Below are 18003 nucleotides of genomic sequence, written 5' to 3' on the forward strand. Positions count from 1 at the left end.
CGTAGACTGACCGCGAGGGCCTTTAGCTCAGCTGGTAGAGCGCCACGTTTACACCGTGGATGTCGTCGGTTCGATCCCGGCAGGGCCCACCATTCCGATCAGCGGATGCCGCTCACCCGCGTTCGTCGTCGGCATCGCGCTCGTGGGAGACCACGTGCGGCAGCGCGAAGTCCTCGTAGCCGGGCTGGCCGATCTTCGAGTGACGGTGCGAGTAGGCGAAGTAGATCACGAACCCGATGACGAGCCACACGACGAATCGCAGCCACGTCTCGACCGTGAGGTTGAGCATGAGGTAGATGCAGATCGCCGCCGAAAGTGCCGGCAGCCACGGGTTGAGCGGCACCCGGAAGGCGCGGGGCAGATCCGGGCGCTTGCGGCGCAGGACGATGACTCCGACGGAGACCAGCACGAACGCCGACAGGGTGCCGATGTTCACCATCTCCTCCAGCAGCCCGACGGGGGTGAACCCGGCGACGACCGCGACGACGAGCGTCACGATGAGCGAGATGAGCCACGGCGTGCGATAGCGCCGGTGGACCTTCGCGAGGCCGATGGGCAGCAGTGCGTCCCGCGACATGGCGAAGATGATGCGGGTCGCGCCGATCAGGAGCGTCAGCACGACCGTGGTGAGTCCGGCGACGGCGCCCGCCGAGATGAGCGTGGCCATCCAGGTCTGACCGTGGAATGCGAAGGCGTTGGCGAGGGCGGCTGCGGGGTCGAGGTCCTGGTACGGCACCATGCCCGTCACCACCAGGGCGACCGCGCAGTAGAGCAGAGTGCAGATCACCAGCGACGCGATGATGCCGATCGGCAGGTCGCGCTGCGGATTGCGGGTCTCCTCGGCTGTCGTGGCGACGACGTCGAAGCCGATGTAGGCGAAGAAGACGAGCGCCGCGCCCGCGAAGATGCCGCCGACGCCGAACGCCGTCGGCTCGATCCCGGAGAAGAACTGCAGCAGCGGCTGGCTGAGGCCGGTCGGCGCGTCCGTCGGTGCGGCGGCGGGGACGAACGGGGACCAGTTCGCGGGATTGATGAACAGCAGGCCGGCCACGATCACGAACAGCACGATGAAGAGCTTGACCGCGACGAGCACCATGTTCACCCGCAGCGACTCCTTGATGCCGAAGGTCATCAGCCCGCCGAGCACCAGCACCAGCAGGATGGCCATGAGGTCGACGGTGCCGCCGTAGCCGATCTCGGCAGGGATCGGCATCCCGAGCTGCTCGAGGAGCGTGCCGAGGTAGGCGCTCCATCCCTGCGCCACCACGCTCGCCCCGAGGAACATCTCGAGGATGAGGTCCCACCCGATGATCCAGGCGAACAGCTCGCCGAGCGACGAGTACGAGAACGTGTACGCCGAACCCGACACCGGCACGGTCGACGCGAACTCCGCGTAGCAGAGGGCGGCGAGCGTGCAGGCGATGGCCGCGACGGCGAAGCTGATGACGATCGCGGGGCCGGCGACCTCGTGCGCGGCCCGGCCGGTGAGCGTGAAGATGCCCGCCCCGATGACCACCCCGATGCCGAAGACCGTGAGGTCGAGCGCCGTCAGCGATTTCTTGAGCCGGAACTCCGGCTCGTCGGTGTCGGCGATGGACCGCTCGACGGACTTGGTGCGGAGAACGCCCATGGTGCGCGCCTTTCGTCATCGGAAGGACCGGTCGTCGAATGCTAGCCGCACCCGATCGCGGCGTCGATGCCCCACGGTAGGTTGGACACGTGAAAGCCAGCCCCGCAGACCAGCGCCGCCTCGTCGAGGTCGCCCAGCTCGACGCCCGGATCCGCCAGGCCGAGAACGCCCGCAAGAATCCTCCGCAGGCCGGTCGCGTGCAGGAGCTGCTCGGGCGCCGGCAGCAGCTCTCCCAGGAGCTCACGACGCGCCTCGGCGCCCGCGACGACCTGCGCACCGAGCTGTCGCGCATCGAGTCCGACGTCGCCGTGGTCGACGCCCGTGCGGCTCGCGACGCGCAGCGGCTCGCGGCATCCACGAACTCCAAGGAGGCGCAGGGTCTCGAGAGCGAGCTCGCCGCGCTCGCGCGACGCAAGAGCGACCTGGAGGACGCGGAGCTCGCGGTGATGGAGCGGCTCGAGCTGGCCGACGCTGCGGTCGCCGAGCAGGAGGGGCTGATCGCGACGACCAACGCCGAGGGAGCCGAGCTCAGCGCCGAGGGCAAGCGCGCCGTAGCGGAGGCCACGGCGGCCTTCGACGCGGCCACCCGTGACCGCGCGGCGATCACCGGCGCGCTGCCGGCCGATCTCGTCGCGCTCTACGATCGTGTCGCGGTGCGCAGCTCGGGCGCCGCATTCCTCCGCCGCCGCACCTGCGAGGGCTGCAACATGGTGCTCGCCGGGACCGACCTGCAGGTGCTGCGCCAGGCCCCCGACGACGAGGTCGTCACGTGCCCGGAGTGCGGCTGCCTGCTGGTGCGCGACGACGAATCGGGACTCTGACGAATCGGGACTCTGAGGGAATCCGGGCTGTGAGCGCAGCCGGACCGTGCCGGCGTGGACGCGGCTGAGCCTCCGGCCTGGATCGTCCTCGGACGGACGGCACGGACGGTCGTCGTGGTCCTGCTGGATGCGGGCGCGGCGGAACAGGGCCGCGAGGAGGTCGACCCGGCACGCCTGACGTCGTGGATCGCCGATGCCGAGGCGCGCTGGGCGCCGCGCTGGGTGTGGCACGACACCCCGCAGTGGTACGGCGCCCTTCTCGCCGGGGGCATCCGCGTTGCCCGCTGTCACGACCTGCGGCTCTGTCACGCGATCCTCCGCGAGTCGGCGCTGGTCGATGACGCAGCGGCGGTGCGCCGGGCGGTGGAATGGGATGCCGCCCCCTACGTCGACGCCGAGGACACGACGCCTGCGCTGTTCGAGCTCGATCAGGCCCAGCGTCCGAGCGGCCTGCCCGCCGATGCCGATGCTGCCGTCGTGGAGTTCCTTCGGCAGCGTGCTGCCGTCGAGGACAGCTCGGAAGCGAGCCGTCTGCGGCTGCTGCTCGCGGCCGAGTCCGCCGGCGCCCTGGTCGCGTGCGAGATGAGGGCCGCGGGGCTCCCGTGGGACGCCGTGGCCCACGACCGCATCCTCGTCGAAACGCTGGGTGAACGCCCACGGGGTGGCGGCCAGCCGGCGAAGCTCGCGGCTGCCGCCGACCGCGTGCGCGTCGCGCTGGGGGATCCGACGGCGAGCCTCGACTCGCAGCCGAAGCTGCTGCGGGCGCTGCATCGTGCCGGCGTGCTCGTCGAGTCCACGAGCCGCTGGGAGCTCGCCGAGCAGCGGCACCCCGTCATCGAACCGCTGCTCGAGTACAAGAAGCTGTCCCGGCTGGTGTCGGCCAACGGCTGGGCGTGGCTCGCCGAATGGGTCGCCGACGGGCGATTCCGGCCGGTCTTCGTCCCCGGCGGGGTCGTCACCGGTCGCTGGGCGTCCTCCGGCGGCGGGGCCCTCCAGCTGCCGCGCCAGCTGCGCGAGGCGGTGCGCGCCGACCCTGGCTGGCGTCTCGTCGTCGCCGACGTCGCCCAGCTCGAGCCCCGCGTCCTGGCCGCCATGTCGAGCGACACCGCCCTCGCCGCGGCCGCGCGCGGTCGCGACCTCTACGCGGGCATCGTCGACAGCGGAGCCGTCGCCACCCGCCAGGAGGCCAAGATCGCGCTTCTCGGCGCGATGTACGGCGCGACGACGGGGGAGTCGGGACGCCTGGTCCCACGGCTCCGGCGCGCATATCCGCGCGCGATGGGACTCGTGGACGACGCGGCACGCATCGGCGAGGACGGCGGTGTCGTGTCCACCTGGCTCGGGCGCACGTCACCGCCTCCCTCGCCGGAATGGTCGGCGGCCCAGTCGCGCGCGACCGAGGCCGAGGCATCCGGAGCAGAAGAGACGCGCGCACGACGCTGGGCCCGCGACCGCGGCCGGTTCACCCGCAATTTCGTCGTGCAGGGGACCGCCGCCGAATGGGCGCTCGCGTGGCTCGCCGACCTGCGAGGACGCCTCGCGGCACTGCCTCCCGTCGCGCCCGAGCACGCGGCGCCCCGCTCCGGACCGGCGTTCGCGCGGCAGCCGCACCTCGCGTTCTTCCTCCACGACGAGGTGATCGTGCACACTCCCGCCGAGCACGCGGATGCCGCGGCCGAGGCTGTGACCGAGGCCGCGGCATCCGCGGGGCGCCTGCTCTTCGGCAGCTTCCCGGTCGACTTCCGGCTCGACGTGCGCACCTCCGAGACCGCGCTCAAGGACTGACGCGGAACGGCACCCTCGAGCACCCGGCTTATTCGATGGTGATGGGCGTACCGAGCGGCAGGAGTTGCGCCAGGGCGGTGATGTCCTCGTTGTTGAGGCGGATACACCCGTGGCTGGCTGACTGCCCGATGCTGGCCGCATCGTCGGTGCCGTGCATGCCGATCTGTCCCGGCCCGCCTCCGAACTCGTTCAAGACCTCGGAGAAGGCCGAGATTCCATACGCGTACGGACCGTAGCCGTCGTTGGTCGGTGCGAGCAGCTCGGTCAGATAGAACTCCCCGAGAGGAGTCGGGGTGTCGCCGGTGCCCACAGCGGCGGGAAAGGTCTGCACGACGACGTCGTCTTTGAGGAGGGTCACGCTGTGACCGGCGGTCGAGACCTGAAGGCTGTAGTGCAGCACCTTCTCCGAGACATCCGACGCACGGATCCAGCCGGTCGTCCCGTTCGGGCGCGTGGGCAGCCGGACGTGCAGCCACTCGCCCTGTCTCTCCTCGACGTAGAACGTGAGCGGAGCCCCGGAGTCGATCGGGTTGGCGAACTCCCACCCTGCCGCCCCGTCGGGTGCGTCATACGCGGTGACCACTTCGACGGACGCTTCGGCGACGCTGTGGGCCGGCTCCACCGTGGCCGTGACGGAGGGGGCGGGAGTCGTCGCGACCGCGGACGGGGTGGTTGCGGCAGGGGCGGGCGCTGTGTCCGGAGTGCTGCATGCCGTGAGCGTGAACAGAAGGGCGCCGGCTGTGAGAAGCGAACCGCAAGCGGTGAGGAGTGAGCGCATGGATGGTTTCCTGGCGGGACGGTCGTGTGGCCCGGTCGCTTGCGCGACCGGGCCACACGGGATGAAAGCGGGAGATTCCGCGAGGATCAGCCCGTGAAGGTCGCCGGGTTCTGAATCGGAGTCGGGACGACAGCTTCCGTCGGAGGCACCACGACCGCGGTCGGCGTGGCGAACGTCCACGTCTCGCCGTCCCAGGTCACGCTGCTCAGCACGGCGGAGTCGCCCGTGTTGACGAACACGCCGAACGCGAGGATCTCCGGGCTGCGAGCCGGCTCCGCCTCGAGTGCGAAGTCGAACACGTCCGCGATGACGGAGAACGCCACCGGAGTGTTGGCGGCGACGCCCAGAGCAGGGATGGCACGGCTGGAGGTCCACTCGGTCGTCGTCAGGGGCGAGCCGGGCACCGCGGGACGCAGCGTGGTGAACAGCAGGTCACCGTCGCCGTCCACGTCCTCCGAGTCGAAGAACACCGGCACCTGGAACGTGTACGTGCCGCTGGCGTCGACCGACGCACCCTCGATGAGGGCGGTGAAGGCGGCTGTGGTCACCCCGATGGTGGACTGCCCGTAGAGCAGCTGGTTCCGACCGGGGACGGTGAGGCCGGTCTCGTCCTGAGTCAGTGCGGGGCCGGCGGGGTCGCCGACGAACCACTGGTCGGCCGGGTAGCCCTCGCCGGGGACTTCCTGACCGATCTCGTCGATCGGGACCTCGACGCCGAATGCCGCGGCGCCGATGCCGACGACTGATCCGATGGCCAGCGCGAGACTCGCGCCGGCTGTTACGAGCTTGTTGGTCTTCATCCTTGAAGCACTCCTTGGTAAAGGGGGTGTGAAACCGCCGGTGGACACGCGGGAAGACGTTGTCCGGCGTTCGCCCCAGGCTATAGCACGAAAGTGTCGCCCGCGGACATTGCCGCGCCGACGTCCGGCGCCGCCAGTGGACGGCAGGTGCCGCTAGTAGACTCGGGCGTGCGAATGGGTCGGCTGGACGGTCGCGTCGCGGGCGGTTCGCCGCCGCGCGCCGAGGAACGTCCGGGCTCCGCAGGGCAGGGCGGTGGGTAACACCCACCCGGAGCGATCCGCGAGACAGTGCCACAGAGAGCAGACCGCCGGGACCTCGGTCCCGGTAAGGGTGAAAGGGTGGTGTAAGAGACCACCGGGGTCGTGGTGACACGACCCGCACGGCAAACCTCGCCCGGAGCAAGGCCAGACAGGGGATGATGACGCGGCCCGCCGAGTCCCCGGGTAGGCCGCTGGAGCGGCATGGCAACGTGTCGCCGAGAGAGATGACCGTCCACGGGGCTCACGCCCCCGGACAGAACCCGGCGTACAGGCCGGCCCATTCGCGCCCTCTCGCCGTCTCGCGTCGCGAGACCGCCCGCGCCGCGCCCTCAGACGACAGGCCGCCCCGCGAGCGCCGCCGCGCCGATGATGCCCGCGTTGTTGCGGTGCACGGCCGGGACGATGGGCGTCTTGAGCTCGAGCAGGTGCAGGAACTTGTCGGCGTGCTTCGACACGCCGCCGCCGACGACGAAGAGGTCGGGGCTGAACAGGAACTCGATGTGACCGTAGTACCACTGCAGCCGCTTCGCCCACTGCTCCCAGGTGAGCTCGTGGCGCTCCATCGCGGAGTAGGCCGCGTAGGCCTCGGCGTCCTTGCCGTGGCGGGCGCGCTGCACGTGCCCGAGCTCCGAGTTGGGGACGAGGACGCCGTTGTAGAGCAGGGCGGAGCCGATGCCGGTGCCGAGGGTGGTCAGGATCGTGAGCCCCGCCTGATCCTTCGCGGCCCCGTACCGCACCTCCGCCACGCCCGCGACATCCGCGTCGTTGGCGAAGTGGATGTCGCGACCCAGGCCGTCTTCGAAGAACTTCTCGGCCTCGAAATCGATCCACTGATCGGAGACGTTCGCGGCCGACAGCGTGCGGCCGTTCTTGACGATCGCGGGGAAGGCGACGCCGAGCGGAACCGACTGGTCGTCGGCCACGCCGAGAGTCGACAGGACCTCGGTGACAGCGGCGAGGACGTCCGGCGGGTGGGCTCCCTCAGGGGTCGCGACCTTGACGCGGTCGCTGATCAGCTCGCCCCGCTCGAGGTCCACGATGCCCGCCTTGATGCCGGTGCCGCCGATGTCCACGCCGACGGCGCGTGCCGCGTCAGATGCCATGCCGACAGCCTAGCGATGGCGACTGCGCGGCTGCGGAGCGGCCACGCGTCAGTAGGATCGTCCTGACGGCGTGAAGCCTGGCTCTGCGAGGAGGGCACGATGACGAACGACAGCGAGAAGTACTGGTACAACCTCAAGACCGGCGAGGTCGAGAAGGGCTACGAGTCGCCTGCGCCGGACCGTGCCGGGCCGTTCGACACCGCCGAGGAGGCTGCGAAGGCACCCGACGTGATCCGCGAGCGATCGCGCGCGTGGGCGGCCGAGGAGGCCAGGGAAGACTCGTGGGGCTCCGACACGGTGTCCGGCGCCCCAGGCGCCGACCAGTAGTCTGGCTTCGACCGCGGTCGGACAGCCCGCCGCCGGCGAATCCGGCACCGGAGAGGACGCGATGGACAAGCAGCGTGACTTCGTTCTGAGGACCATCGAAGAACGAGGCGTGAAGTTCGTACGGCTGTGGTTCACAGACGTGATCGGCACGTTGAAGTCCGTGGCCATCGCCCCCGCAGAGGTCGAAGGCGCCTTCAGCGAGGGGCTGGGCTTCGACGGCTCGGCCATCGAGGGTCTGACCCGGTCGTACGAATCGGATCTGCTGGCGCACCCCGACCCCACCACGTTCCAGATCCTGCCGTGGCGCGGCGAGATCGACCCCACCGCGCGCATGTTCTGCGACATCACGACGCCCGACGGACAGCCGGCCGTCGCCGATCCCCGGCACGTGCTGAAGCGGACGCTGGCCAAGGCCGCCGACGCCGGCTTCACGTTCTACACGCACCCCGAGATCGAGTTCTACCTCCTCAAGTCCTCGGCCTTCGGCACCGAAGGCCCGGAGCCGGTGGACTCGGCCGGCTACTTCGACAACGTGCCCGGCGGCACCGCGCACGACTTCCGCCGGCGCTCGGTGCGCATGCTGGAAGACCTCGGGATCTCGGTCGAGTTCAGCCACCACGAGGGCGGCCCCGGCCAGAACGAGATCGACCTCCGCTACGCGGACGCGCTCACCACGGCCGACAACATCATGACGTTCCGCACGGTGATCAAAGAGGTCGCGATCGAGCAGGGCGTGTACGCGACGTTCATGCCCAAGCCCATGACCGGCAAGCCCGGCAGCGGCATGCACACGCACATGTCGCTGTTCGAGGGCGATGTCAACGCCTTCTACGAAGAGGGCGCCCAGTATCAGCTCTCGAAGGTGGGGCGTCAGTTCATCGCGGGCCTCCTCCGCCACGCCAACGAGATCTCGGCGGTGACCAACCAGTTCGTCAACTCCTACAAGCGACTGTGGGGCGGCGACGAGGCACCCAGCTTCATCTGCTGGGGTCACAACAACCGGTCGGCCCTGGTGCGGGTGCCGTTGTACAAGCCGAACAAGGGCCAGTCGTCCCGCGTGGAGTACCGCGCGCTGGACTCGGCGGCGAACCCCTACCTCTCGTACGCGCTCATGCTGGCCGCGGGCCTCAAGGGCATCGAAGAGGAGTACGAGCTTCCCGCCGAGGCCGAGGACAACGTGTGGTCGCTGACGGATGCCGAGCGCCGAGCGCTCGGCTACGCTCCGCTGCCCGCGAGCCTCGACCACGCTCTGGAGTACATGGAGGAGTCCGAGCTCGTCGCCGAGACCCTCGGTGAGCAGGTCTTCAACTACGTGCTCCTGAACAAGCGACGCGAATGGCAGGAGTACCGTTCGCAGGTCACCGCGTTCGAGCTCAAGAGCAACCTCGAGATGCTCTGAGACCGGCTGACGCATGTCCGCGAGCGAGCGCCCGGCTTCACTCGCCCCGCTCGCCCGTCTGGGCTTCAGCCGCCTGACGGACGCCGAGGGGCTCCTGGCGGAGCTCTCCGATCTCACGGAGGCCGCCCGCGAGGACCTGCTGCACGGCTCCGGCGGCGCGGCTGATCCGGACGAGGCGCTGCAGGCCCTGACGCGCCTGGCACGACGGGACCCCGCCCCGGTGCGGCGCGCGCTCGAGCAACCGGACGCCTGGCGCGCCCTGTGGGTGCTGCTGGGTGCATCGACCGGCTTCGGAGAGTTCTTCTTCCGGCATCCGGCCGAGGTCGATCAGCTGACCGGGGCGGGGGAGCGACTGCCCACCGCCGAGGAGCTCCGCGCGGAGCTCCTCGAATCCGTCGGCGCCGTGGACGGCTTCGCGGCCGATGCGGGCGAGAGCGCCTGGGTGGCGTTGCGCGTGCGCTATCGCCGTATGCTCGCCCGCATCGCGGCGTACGACCTGCTGAGCCCGTCGCCCGTCGACGAGATCGCGGCGGTGTCGGCACGGCTGGCGGATGCCGCGGGCGCAGCGCTGGAGGCATCCCTCGCGGTCGCCCGCACCCGCGTCTCGGGCGGCGCGGCCGGGGCGGGTCTCTTCCCGCGCGAGCAGGTGGCGCGCACCCAGCTGGCGATCATCGGGATGGGCAAGACCGGCGCGCGCGAACTCAACTACGTCAGCGATGTCGACGTCATCTTCGTCGCGGGCGGTGAAGCCGTCACGCTCGAAGAGTACGGCGAGAGCCGGATCGTCGACATCGCCACTCGCCTCGCGGTGCAGACCATGCGCGGCATCTCCGGCGTCGAGATCGAGCCGCCGCTGTGGGAGGTCGACGCCAATCTGCGCCCCGAGGGCAAGCAGGGCGCGCTCGTTCGCACGTTGGACTCGCACCTGGCCTATTACGAGCGCTGGGCGAAGAGCTGGGAGTTCCAGGCGCTGCTCAAGGCCCGCCCGATCGCGGGCGACGACGGGCTGGGCCGGGCCTACACCGCGGCGGTCCAGCCCAAGATCTGGACGAGCGCCGCGCGCGAGAACTTCGTGGACAGCGTGCAGCGGATGCGTGAGCGGGTCACGGAGCACATCCCCGCCGCCGACGTCCCGTATCAGCTCAAGCTCGGCCCTGGCGGCATCCGCGACATCGAGTTCACGGTGCAGCTGCTGCAACTCGTGCACGGGCTGTCCGACGACCGCATCCGGCAGCGTGGCACGCTCGAGGCCCTCGACGCGCTCGTGGCCGAAGGCTACATCGGCCGGTCGGAGGCATCCGCGTTCTCGCGGGACTACCGGGTGCTGCGGCTCCTCGAGCACCGCGTGCAGCTCCGCCACCTGCGCCGCACGCATCTCATGCCGGACCGTCCCGAGGAGCGTCGGGTGCTCGCGCGCGCGACCGGGCTCGCCGACACCGGCGAGGGCATCTGGAACCTGTGGGAGTCGGTCAAGCGAGAGGTGCGCGACATCCACGTCCGCCTCTTCTATCGCCCACTGCTGTCCGCGGTGGCCGCGCTGCCCGCGGACGAGCGCATACTGTCGACCGAGCAGGCACACGACCGCCTCGCGGCGATCGGCTTCTCGGACCCCGCCGGCGCCCTCCGCCACATCGCGGCCCTCACCACCGGGCTCAGCCGCAAGGCGACGATCCAGCGGCACCTAATGCCTGTCATGATCCGGTGGTTCGCCGACGGGGTGGACCCCGACTACGGGCTGCTGGCCTTCCGCCGTCTGAGCGAGCGCCTCGGCGACACGCATTGGTTCCTCCGTATGCTGCGTGACTCGTCGGGCGCGGCGGAGAGCCTCTCCCGCGTCCTCTCCGGCTCGCGGTACGTCGGCGAGCTCATCGAGTGGATCCCGGAGTCGGCCGCGTGGCTGGACGATCCCGAGCTTCTTCGGCCGCGCTCCGGACGGGCCCTGCAGCAAGAGGCGCGCGCCATCCAGACGCGTCACGACACGATCACCGAAGCCATGCGCGCCGTGCGCGCACTGCGGCGTCGCGAGCAGCTGCGGATCGCGATGGGCGCCATCCTCGGAAGCGTCACGATCGAGGAGGTCGCCGACGCGCTGACCACGATCACCGACGTGACGATCCAGGCGACGCTGCGCGCGGTGCGCCGCGAGATCGTACCGGCGGAGGACGCCGCGCTCGACTTCTCGGTCATCGCGATGGGTCGCTATGGCGGGGCCGAGCTGGGTTTCGGATCCGACGCGGACGTCATGTACGTCTATCGACCGAACGGCGTGGATCCGCAGCGCGCGAGCGAGTTGGCGCTGAAGCTCGTCGCCGCGCTGCGCAACTACTCCGAGGACCACCGGGTGCCTCTGGAGCTCGACGCCGACCTGCGTCCGGAGGGACGCAACGGGCCCCTGGCGCGGTCGCTCGACGCGTATGCCGAGTACTATCGCCGCTGGGCGCTGTCGTGGGAGGCGCAGGCGCTGCTGCGTGCCCGCGGAGTGGCAGGCAGCGTGAAGCTCATCGACGACTTCATCAAGCTCGCCGACCAGGTCCGCTATCCCGAGCGCATCGATCTGGCGGCGACGCGTGAGATCAAGCGGATCAAGGCACGCGTCGAGAGCGAGCGGCTGCCGCAGGGCGTCGATCCGTCCCGGCACCTGAAGCTCGGGCCGGGCTCGCTCAGCGACGTGGAGTGGCTCGTCCAGCTGCTCCAGCTGCAGCACGCCCACGCCGTGCCCGCGATGCGCACGACGTCGACGCTCGGCGCACTCCGCGCGGCCGAGCGCGCGGGCCTCATCCCGACCGCCGCGGCCGACCGGCTCGCGTCCGCCTGGCGGCTCGCCAGCCGGCTGCGGTCGGCCAACACGCTCCTGTCGGGTCAGACCAGCGACGTGCTGCCGGTCGACCGCGGCAGGCTCGACGGCATCGGCCGGCTCCTCGAGTACCCGCCGCGCTCGGCCACGCAGGTCGAGGAGGACTATCTCGGCACCACACGCCGCGCACGTCGCGTCTTCGAGAAGCTCTTCTACGGCTAGACGCCGGTCCGCGGCATCCGTCCGATGATGTCGAGCTCGGACGAGCGCCGGTCAGGCGGCCGGGCAGAGGGGGATGCCGTCGGCGCGGTCCTCCTCCTGGAGCGGCGTGGCGTTGAGCGACGCCACCACGCGGGCCGCGGCATCCCAGTAGCGGGCGTAGTGGAAGGGATCGGCATTGATCTGCGTGAGATGGGCGACGATGGTCGGCTCGGTCGTCGCGCGGTCCGGCACGCGCCGCGTCATCGCGCGGTAGAAGATGCCCGCAGCAGTGTAGGGGTCGAGGCGTGCCTCTCGCGTTCCCCAGCTGTCCTGCTGCTGGAAGAGTCCGATCGACGTCGTGCGGGATCCATCCGGATTGGTGACGCCGCTCGTCTCCCAGTCCCCGTAATCGATGTTCCGCAGCGACGACTCGCCCATGGCCGTCATGACCGCGATCGTCTGGTCGCGCTCGTCAAGTCCGAGATCCCGCCCGGCGGCCATGATGGTGCACGCGTTCGCGAGCTGCTCGCGTCCGTAGCCGGCCACGCCCGGCTCCTCGACCACCCGGGGAGCGAACCACGGCGTGCCGGCCCCGTCCTGCCGGATGGTGATGGCGCTCGCGGCGAATGCCGCCGCTGCCAGCAAGGCAGCGAGGACGGCGAGAGACACCGCCACGAACGCGACCGGACCACCGCGCCGGGACCGACCACGGGCATGACGCTGTGGCGGCTTTCGCCGTCGAGTCGATGCCGCTGACCGCGCCGCACGGGGTCGCCGTGACTGTGCGCGCGTGCGGGCTGACATCGATCGTCGCTTTCGTCGGGGAGACGGGGCGCGCCCAGCCTAGGGAGAGCGGCTGAGGGAACGCCCCACGCGGAGCACGGGAAAGGGCCCCGGTCACCCGGGGCCCTTTTCGTCGTGCGAGAGCGTCAGACGCCGAAGTACAGCTCGTACTCGAACGGGTGCGGCCGCGCGTTCAGCGGCTGGATCTCGTTCTCGATCTTGTACTCGATCCACGTCTCGATCAGCTCGGGCGTGAAGACGCCGCCCTTGAGCAGGAACTCGTGGTCGGCGCGCAGCGCGTCGAGCGAGTCGAGCAGCGAGTTCGGCACCTGCGGGATGTTCTTGGCCTCCTCGGGGGGAAGCTCGTACAGGTCCTTGTCGACCGGCTCGTGCGGCTCGATGCGGTTCTGGATGCCGTCGAGGCCGGCCATCAGCTGGGCGGCGAAGGCGAGGTACGGGTTTCCCGAGGCGTCCGGCGCGCGGAACTCGATGCGCTTGGCCTTGGGGTTGGAGCCCGTGATCGGGATGCGGATGGCCGCCGACCGGTTGCCGGCCGAGTAGACCAGGTTGACCGGCGCCTCGTAGCCCTTCACCAGACGCTTGTACGAGTTCAGCGTCGGGTTGGTGAACGCGAGCAGCGCCGGCGCGTGCGCCAGGATGCCGCCGATGTACCAGCGAGCAAGATCGGAGAGCTGGGCATAGCCCTTCTCGTCGTAGAAGAGCGGCTTGCCTTCGAGCCACAGCGACTGGTGCGTGTGCATGCCGGAGCCGTTGTCGCCGAACAGCGGCTTGGGCATGAAGGTCGCGACCTTGCCCCACTCGTTGGCGACGTTCTTGACGATGTACTTGAACTTCAGGATGTCGTCGGCCGCGTGCACCATGGTGTCGAAGCGGTAGTTGATCTCCTGCTGTCCGCCGGTGCCCACCTCGTGGTGCGCACGCTCGAGCAGCAGACCCGCCTCGATGAGGTGGAGGCTGATGTCATCGCGCAGGTCGGCGGTCTTGTCGACGGGCGAGACGGGGAAGTAGCCGCCCTTGTAAGGGGTCTTGTTGGCGAGGTTGCCGCCCTCCTCGGCGCGGCCCGAGTTCCAGGCGCCCTCTTCGGAGTCGACGGAGTAGAAGCTGGAGTTCTGCTTCACCTCGTAGCGGACGTCGTCGAAGATGTAGAACTCGGCCTCGGGCGCGAAGAACGCGGTGTCGGCGATGCCGGTCGACGCGAGGTACTTCTCCGCCTTCTTGGCGACCTGACGCGGGTCCTTCGCGTAGATCTCGCCGTTGCGCGGGTTGTAGATGTCGAACACCATCACGAGGGTCTTCGCCTCGCGGAACGGGTCGAGGTACGCCGTCGACACGTCGGGGATCAGCTGCATGTCCGATTCGTGGATGTTCGCGAATCCCCGGATGGAGGAGCCGTCGAACAGCTGGCCGACCGTGAAGAATTCTTCGTCAACGGTGGAGGCCGGGATGTTGAAGTGCTGCTGCACGCCAGGAAGATCCGTGAAACGGATGTCGAGGAACTTTACATCCTCGTCCTTGATGTAGGTCAGCACCTCGGATGAATCTTTGAACATGAAGACTCCAGAGGTAGGGCATTCGGATCCGCCCGTACGGGTCGGGCTCTCTGGCAAGCTACCCGCAGGGCATTGCCCGGCAGTATCACTTGTGTTTCCGGGATGTTACGGGGACCTGTATACGCTGGGGAAGTGACGCAGAGCACCCAGGACTATCCCGGCGAGCGGCTCGGACTGCCCCGCGAGGGCACCGGATCGATCGGCCGGCTCGGCCGCCGCGTCGGGGCGCTGTTCCTCGACTACGGCGCCGCCTACCTCATCTCCGGGTTCTTCGGGTGGGACCCGCTCGCGATCCTGGCGCTCTTCGCCGCGATCCAGCTGGTGTTCCTGCCGACGCTGCAGGGCAGCCCCGGCCATCGCGTGTTCGGCCTGCGGCTGGTGCGCCTCGACGGCGCATGGGTGGGCGTGTGGCGACCCGTCGTGCGTACGGCGCTGCTGATCGTCGTGATCCCGGCGGTCATCTGGGACGCCGACCAGCGCGGACTTCACGACAAGGCAGCGGGAACGGTCCTCGTCCGCTCCTGACCAGCGTCGCCGGCAGCCGCCTTCGAAGAAGCCCGTGCGCCGTCGGGCGAAAGCTCGGCGCCGCCGTGCGAGAGCTCGGCGACGCCATGCGAGGCGAGGCTCAGCGCGGGCGCGGCGCCCGGGCCTTGGTGGGGTCGATGCCCTTCGGGATGGGCAGCGATGTCAGCGACTGCGAGACCGACTCGACGCGCTTGATGACGGCTGCCATCGTGGCGCGGTCGATCTTCGTCGGAAGGGCCTTGATCGTCGACGAGAGCTTCGAGATGGGCACCTCGCCCTCGCCGTGGCCGATGTACAGCACCGTCACGGGCACGCCCGAGGCGACGCGCTGCACCTTGGAGCGCTCGTCGTTGACCAGGCGCGTGAGCCGGCCGCGGGCGCCTTCGCCTACGATCACCACGCCCCCGCGACCGATCGCACGGTACACGGCCTCCTGCGTCTTGGGGTTGATGCCCACCGGCATCTCACTGGCCTGCCACTTGCGCCCGAGCGACGTCGACATGACGTGACCGGTGGCGCCCGGCATCCCGTCGATCTTCTTGTACATCGCGCGCGTCGACAGACGCGTCATCGTCATCATCGAGGCCAGCACGCCCAGCATGAGGCCGGTGATGCCCCACAGGATGACGCTCCACACCGCGACCGGCGGCAGGACGAAACCGATCCCCACGCCTGCGGCGATGCCCACGAGGAGGATGCCCGCCAGCAGGTACGGCAGCCAACGGAACTCCTTCTGGGTGAAGGTGTAGAGGGTGCGGATCTGGGAGAAGAATCCCGGGCCCTTCTCGGGGGCGGTACTGCGCGCGGCCATAGCTTCCAGCCTACCTTTTCGCGGGCTCCTCCTCGGCTCCTCCACAGTCCCGCGCCCGCGCCGTCCATCCACAGAAGCGAGCCGTGGCACAGAAACGCGGCTCCGCGCCTCACAGACTGTCGGCATGACCACCGACGAGGGCCCGCTGGCCGGGCCGTACCGCGCCATCCGTGCGGTGCGGGCCCGTGAAGACGGTCCGTGGCCGGGGGTCCTCGTGCGCACCTCGGCCGGCGACGCCTTCGTCCTCGTGGACGCCGACATGCTCGGCGCGCAGTGGCGGGGGTGGGATGCCCCGGCCGACGGTCACGTGCTCGCACCGGTCGATATCGCTCGGAGAGTCGACGGGCACGACGTGGTGCTGCCGGTCTGCGCGGAGCGCCTCGAAGAGTTCGTCCGGCGACGAGCGACGCGGATGCCGCTCAGCGCCGGGGAGGCGGTGACGCTCGGCGTGAGCGTGCTGCGCGGGTGCGCCCAGATCGCGAATGCGCCCGGCACGACGGGGGAGTGGTGGCTCGACGACGCCGGCCGGCCGGTGCTCGCGACGGATGCCGCCACTCAGCGCGCCCTCGACGCCGCCGCGGCCATTCTGGAGTGCGTGGACGTCGACCCGGCCGCCGAGCGGACATGGGGCACCGCACTGCGCGCCGTGACCGCGGAACGCCTCTCCGTCCGCGAACTGGAGGCGGCCGAGGAGGCGCTCTTCGCCATCGCGGCGCCCGAGCCGCTCAGCACGGTGAGCCTGAGCCCCCGCAGCGCCGCGGAGAGCGCGCGTCGGGTGCAGGCGGTCGCGCACGCGGGCGCCATGGATGAGCGCGGCGACGCGGCGCCGCCGTCGATGTGGCACAGTCTGCTCGCCGGCGTCGACAACGACCTCGCCGACAGCGTGTCGAGGGCCACGACGGCCGTCTGGCGCCGGCTGCGCCCGAACCCGAGCGACCGGCCGGAGCGGGCATCCCGGCGGCGGGCGCCCTGGCTCGTCGGCGGCGCGGTCGCAGCGGCGGTTCTCGCCGGCGGAGCACTGTGGCCGACGGCGAGCGGCGTGGCGAAGGAGGAACCGGCAGAGGTGACGGCGACCGCGCCGCCGGGGCAGACGACGGAGGGCACCGGCACCGAGGCGGCGCCGACCACGGACGGCTCACAGGATCCACCGGCGGCTGACCCTGTCGCGGCGGCCCCCACCGATCTTGCGCAGGTGACCGGCGCCCTGCTCGACGCGCGGCTCGCATGCCAGGGCGCTTCCGGTTGCCTGGACGACGTGGTGATGGACTCGGCTGTCCTCACCGGTGGGGCGATCGACCTTCCGTCCGGCGAGCGTCAGGTCGCGCTTCTCGACGATTTCGGCGACATCGCCGTGCTGCGGGTCGACGCGGGTGACGGAACCGTCGCGTCCCAGATGGTCGTCATCGTGCGCCGGAACGAGAAATGGCTGCTGCGCGACGTCTCGGACGTCGCGCAGCAGCCGGAGCAGTGAGGCGGGTGTGGCGTCAGACGCCCAGCTGACCCTCGAACGCCGCCGCCTCAAGGCGCGACTTCACCGCACCGAGGAAGCGTGCAGCGTCCGCGCCGTCGATCACGCGGTGATCGTAGGACAGCGCGAGGTACACGTACGAGCGCACCGAGATCGCGTCCTTGCCGTCGACCGTCACGATGCCCGGGCGCTTGACGACGACACCGGTTCCGAGGATGGCAGTCTGCGGAAGGAAGACCACGGGGGTGTCGAAGAGCGCACCGCGCGAACCGGTGTTGGTCAGCGTGAAGGTGCCGCCCGCCAGCTCGTCCGGCTTCAGCTTGTTGTCGCGCGTGCGCGCCGCCAGGTCGGCGATCTCATGAGCGATCTGCGCCAGGTTCTTGGATGCCGCATCACGAAGCACCGGGGTCAGCAGGCCCCGCTCCGTGTCGACCGCGATCGACAGGTTCTCACTCGCCGGGTAGACGATCTGGTCGCCGTCGACGGTGGAGTTGACGACGGGGTACGCCTGCAGCGCCTCAGCGGCCGCCAGCGCGAAGAACGGCAGGAAGGACAGCTTGTCGCCGGTCTTGGCGAGGAAGTCGTTCTTCACCTTGTCGCGGAACGTCGCGAGCTTGGTGACGTCGACCTCGACGACGCTGGTGAGCTGAGCCGTCGACTGCATCGACTCGACCGCGCGCTGTGCGAGCACCTTGCGCAGGCGGGACATGGGCTGGGTCGTGCCGCGGAGCGGAGACACCTCGAGCGGTGCCGGAGCGGGTGCGGCCGCGGGCGCGGCCGGAGCCGACGCGGCCTCCGCCGCCTTGAGCACGTCTTCCTTGCGGATGCGGCCGCCGACGCCGGTTCCCTTCACCGAGGCGAGGTCGACGCCCTGCTGCTGGGCGAGCCGGCGCACGAGCGGCGTGACGTACGTCACGCTGTCGTCGTCCGCTGCGAGTGCCGGAGC

Annotated in this window: 15 protein-coding genes, 1 tRNA gene and 1 other RNA gene; 9 read left to right on the forward strand and 8 right to left on the reverse strand. The window is 70.1% G+C overall.

Annotated features, from left to right (window positions below; translation table 11 throughout):
* The first annotated feature begins 16 nt into the window (after positions 1–16).
* Positions 17–92, forward strand: a tRNA-Val gene (locus ACI3KY_RS06065).
* Between the two features lie 20 nt (positions 93–112).
* Here the strand turns inward: ACI3KY_RS06065 and ACI3KY_RS06070 are convergent.
* Complete coding sequence (locus ACI3KY_RS06070) at positions 113–1630, reverse strand: amino acid permease (protein ID WP_404929297.1); 1518 nt, start codon at positions 1628–1630, stop codon at positions 113–115.
* Between the two features lie 89 nt (positions 1631–1719).
* Between ACI3KY_RS06070 and ACI3KY_RS06075 the strand changes: the two genes are divergently transcribed.
* Both ACI3KY_RS06075 and ACI3KY_RS06080 read left to right on the forward strand, forming a co-directional pair.
* Entirely contained in the window at positions 1720–2451 is a 732-nt protein-coding gene (locus ACI3KY_RS06075; protein WP_404929298.1) for a zinc ribbon domain-containing protein, read from the forward strand.
* Positions 2452–2505: 54 nt separating this feature from the next.
* A complete protein-coding gene (locus ACI3KY_RS06080) occupies positions 2506–4236 on the forward strand; it encodes a bifunctional 3'-5' exonuclease/DNA polymerase (RefSeq protein WP_404929299.1) in 1731 nt (576 codons plus the stop codon).
* A gap of 28 nt (positions 4237–4264) precedes the next feature.
* Here the strand turns inward: ACI3KY_RS06080 and ACI3KY_RS06085 are convergent, their stop codons facing one another.
* Complete coding sequence (locus ACI3KY_RS06085) at positions 4265–5014, reverse strand: L,D-transpeptidase family protein (protein WP_404929300.1); 750 nt, start codon at positions 5012–5014, stop codon at positions 4265–4267.
* Between the two features lie 86 nt (positions 5015–5100).
* Positions 5101–5814, reverse strand: a complete 714-nt coding sequence (locus ACI3KY_RS06090) for a hypothetical protein (protein ID WP_404929301.1) — start codon at positions 5812–5814, stop codon at positions 5101–5103.
* A 175-nt stretch (positions 5815–5989) separates the two neighbouring features.
* On the opposite strand from ACI3KY_RS06090, the gene rnpB reads away from it, so the two are divergent.
* Positions 5990–6359: RNase P RNA component class A (gene rnpB / locus ACI3KY_RS06095), an RNA gene on the forward strand.
* A 45-nt stretch (positions 6360–6404) separates the two neighbouring features.
* Here rnpB and ppgK read toward each other — a convergent pair.
* Positions 6405–7178: a polyphosphate--glucose phosphotransferase gene (gene ppgK / locus ACI3KY_RS06100; RefSeq protein WP_404929302.1), complete on the reverse strand. Its 774-nt coding sequence runs from the start codon at positions 7176–7178 to the stop codon at positions 6405–6407.
* A 99-nt stretch (positions 7179–7277) separates the two neighbouring features.
* Between ppgK and ACI3KY_RS06105 the strand changes: the two genes are divergently transcribed.
* The 3 genes from ACI3KY_RS06105 (at position 7278) to ACI3KY_RS06115 (ending at position 11920) form a co-directional block, all read left to right on the forward strand.
* Positions 7278–7505, forward strand: coding sequence for an SPOR domain-containing protein (locus tag ACI3KY_RS06105; protein ID WP_404929303.1), 228 nt, complete (start codon positions 7278–7280; stop codon positions 7503–7505).
* A gap of 61 nt (positions 7506–7566) precedes the next feature.
* Entirely contained in the window at positions 7567–8904 is a 1338-nt protein-coding gene (glnA, locus tag ACI3KY_RS06110; RefSeq protein ID WP_194415355.1) for a type I glutamate--ammonia ligase, read from the forward strand.
* A 13-nt stretch (positions 8905–8917) separates the two neighbouring features.
* A complete protein-coding gene (locus ACI3KY_RS06115) occupies positions 8918–11920 on the forward strand; it encodes a bifunctional [glutamine synthetase] adenylyltransferase/[glutamine synthetase]-adenylyl-L-tyrosine phosphorylase (RefSeq protein WP_404929304.1) in 3003 nt (1000 codons plus the stop codon).
* A gap of 51 nt (positions 11921–11971) precedes the next feature.
* On the opposite strand, the gene ACI3KY_RS06120 is transcribed toward ACI3KY_RS06115, so the two are convergent.
* Positions 11972–12574, reverse strand: a complete 603-nt coding sequence (locus tag ACI3KY_RS06120) for a peptidase M23 (protein ID WP_404929305.1) — start codon at positions 12572–12574, stop codon at positions 11972–11974.
* Positions 12575–12828: 254 nt separating this feature from the next.
* Positions 12829–14253, reverse strand: coding sequence for a type I glutamate--ammonia ligase (gene glnA / locus ACI3KY_RS06125; protein ID WP_404929306.1), 1425 nt, complete (start codon positions 14251–14253; stop codon positions 12829–12831).
* A gap of 132 nt (positions 14254–14385) precedes the next feature.
* Here glnA (ACI3KY_RS06125) and ACI3KY_RS06130 point away from each other — a divergent pair, with 132 nt between their 5' ends.
* Positions 14386–14778 (forward strand): RDD family protein, encoded by a 393-nt coding sequence (locus ACI3KY_RS06130; protein ID WP_404929307.1) that lies wholly within the window; start codon positions 14386–14388, stop codon positions 14776–14778.
* Between the two features lie 100 nt (positions 14779–14878).
* On the opposite strand, the gene ACI3KY_RS06135 is transcribed toward ACI3KY_RS06130, so the two are convergent.
* Complete coding sequence (locus ACI3KY_RS06135) at positions 14879–15589, reverse strand: DUF4191 domain-containing protein (RefSeq protein ID WP_404929308.1); 711 nt, start codon at positions 15587–15589, stop codon at positions 14879–14881.
* A 124-nt stretch (positions 15590–15713) separates the two neighbouring features.
* Between ACI3KY_RS06135 and ACI3KY_RS06140 the strand changes: the two genes are divergently transcribed.
* Complete coding sequence (locus tag ACI3KY_RS06140) at positions 15714–17060, forward strand: hypothetical protein (RefSeq protein WP_404929309.1); 1347 nt, start codon at positions 15714–15716, stop codon at positions 17058–17060.
* Between the two features lie 13 nt (positions 17061–17073).
* Here ACI3KY_RS06140 and ACI3KY_RS06145 read toward each other — a convergent pair.
* Positions 17074–18003 (reverse strand): 2-oxo acid dehydrogenase subunit E2 (locus tag ACI3KY_RS06145; RefSeq protein ID WP_404929310.1); only part of this gene is annotated, 930 nt, incomplete at its 5' end.

This window comes from Microbacterium sp. ZW T2_14 (genome assembly GCF_044987405.1).
Taxonomy (GTDB): Bacteria; Actinomycetota; Actinomycetes; order Actinomycetales; family Microbacteriaceae; genus Microbacterium.

What these genes read in the sequence shown, in the direction of transcription:
- ACI3KY_RS06070 (WP_404929297.1), bottom strand. Translation starts at nt 1,630, where the DNA reads ATGGGCGTTCTCCGCACCAAGTCCGTCGAGCGGTCCATCGCCGACACC.
- ACI3KY_RS06085 (WP_404929300.1), bottom strand. Translation starts at nt 5,014, where the DNA reads ATGCGCTCACTCCTCACCGCTTGCGGTTCGCTTCTCACAGCCGGCGCC.
- ACI3KY_RS06090 (WP_404929301.1), bottom strand. Translation starts at nt 5,814, where the DNA reads ATGAAGACCAACAAGCTCGTAACAGCCGGCGCGAGTCTCGCGCTGGCC.
- ppgK (WP_404929302.1), bottom strand. Translation starts at nt 7,178, where the DNA reads ATGGCATCTGACGCGGCACGCGCCGTCGGCGTGGACATCGGCGGCACC.
- ACI3KY_RS06105 (WP_404929303.1), top strand. Translation starts at nt 7,278, where the DNA reads ATGACGAACGACAGCGAGAAGTACTGGTACAACCTCAAGACCGGCGAG.
- glnA (WP_194415355.1), top strand. Translation starts at nt 7,567, where the DNA reads ATGGACAAGCAGCGTGACTTCGTTCTGAGGACCATCGAAGAACGAGGC.
- ACI3KY_RS06115 (WP_404929304.1), top strand. Translation starts at nt 8,918, where the DNA reads ATGTCCGCGAGCGAGCGCCCGGCTTCACTCGCCCCGCTCGCCCGTCTG.
- glnA (WP_404929306.1), bottom strand. Translation starts at nt 14,253, where the DNA reads ATGTTCAAAGATTCATCCGAGGTGCTGACCTACATCAAGGACGAGGAT.
- ACI3KY_RS06135 (WP_404929308.1), bottom strand. Translation starts at nt 15,589, where the DNA reads ATGGCCGCGCGCAGTACCGCCCCCGAGAAGGGCCCGGGATTCTTCTCC.
- ACI3KY_RS06140 (WP_404929309.1), top strand. Translation starts at nt 15,714, where the DNA reads ATGACCACCGACGAGGGCCCGCTGGCCGGGCCGTACCGCGCCATCCGT.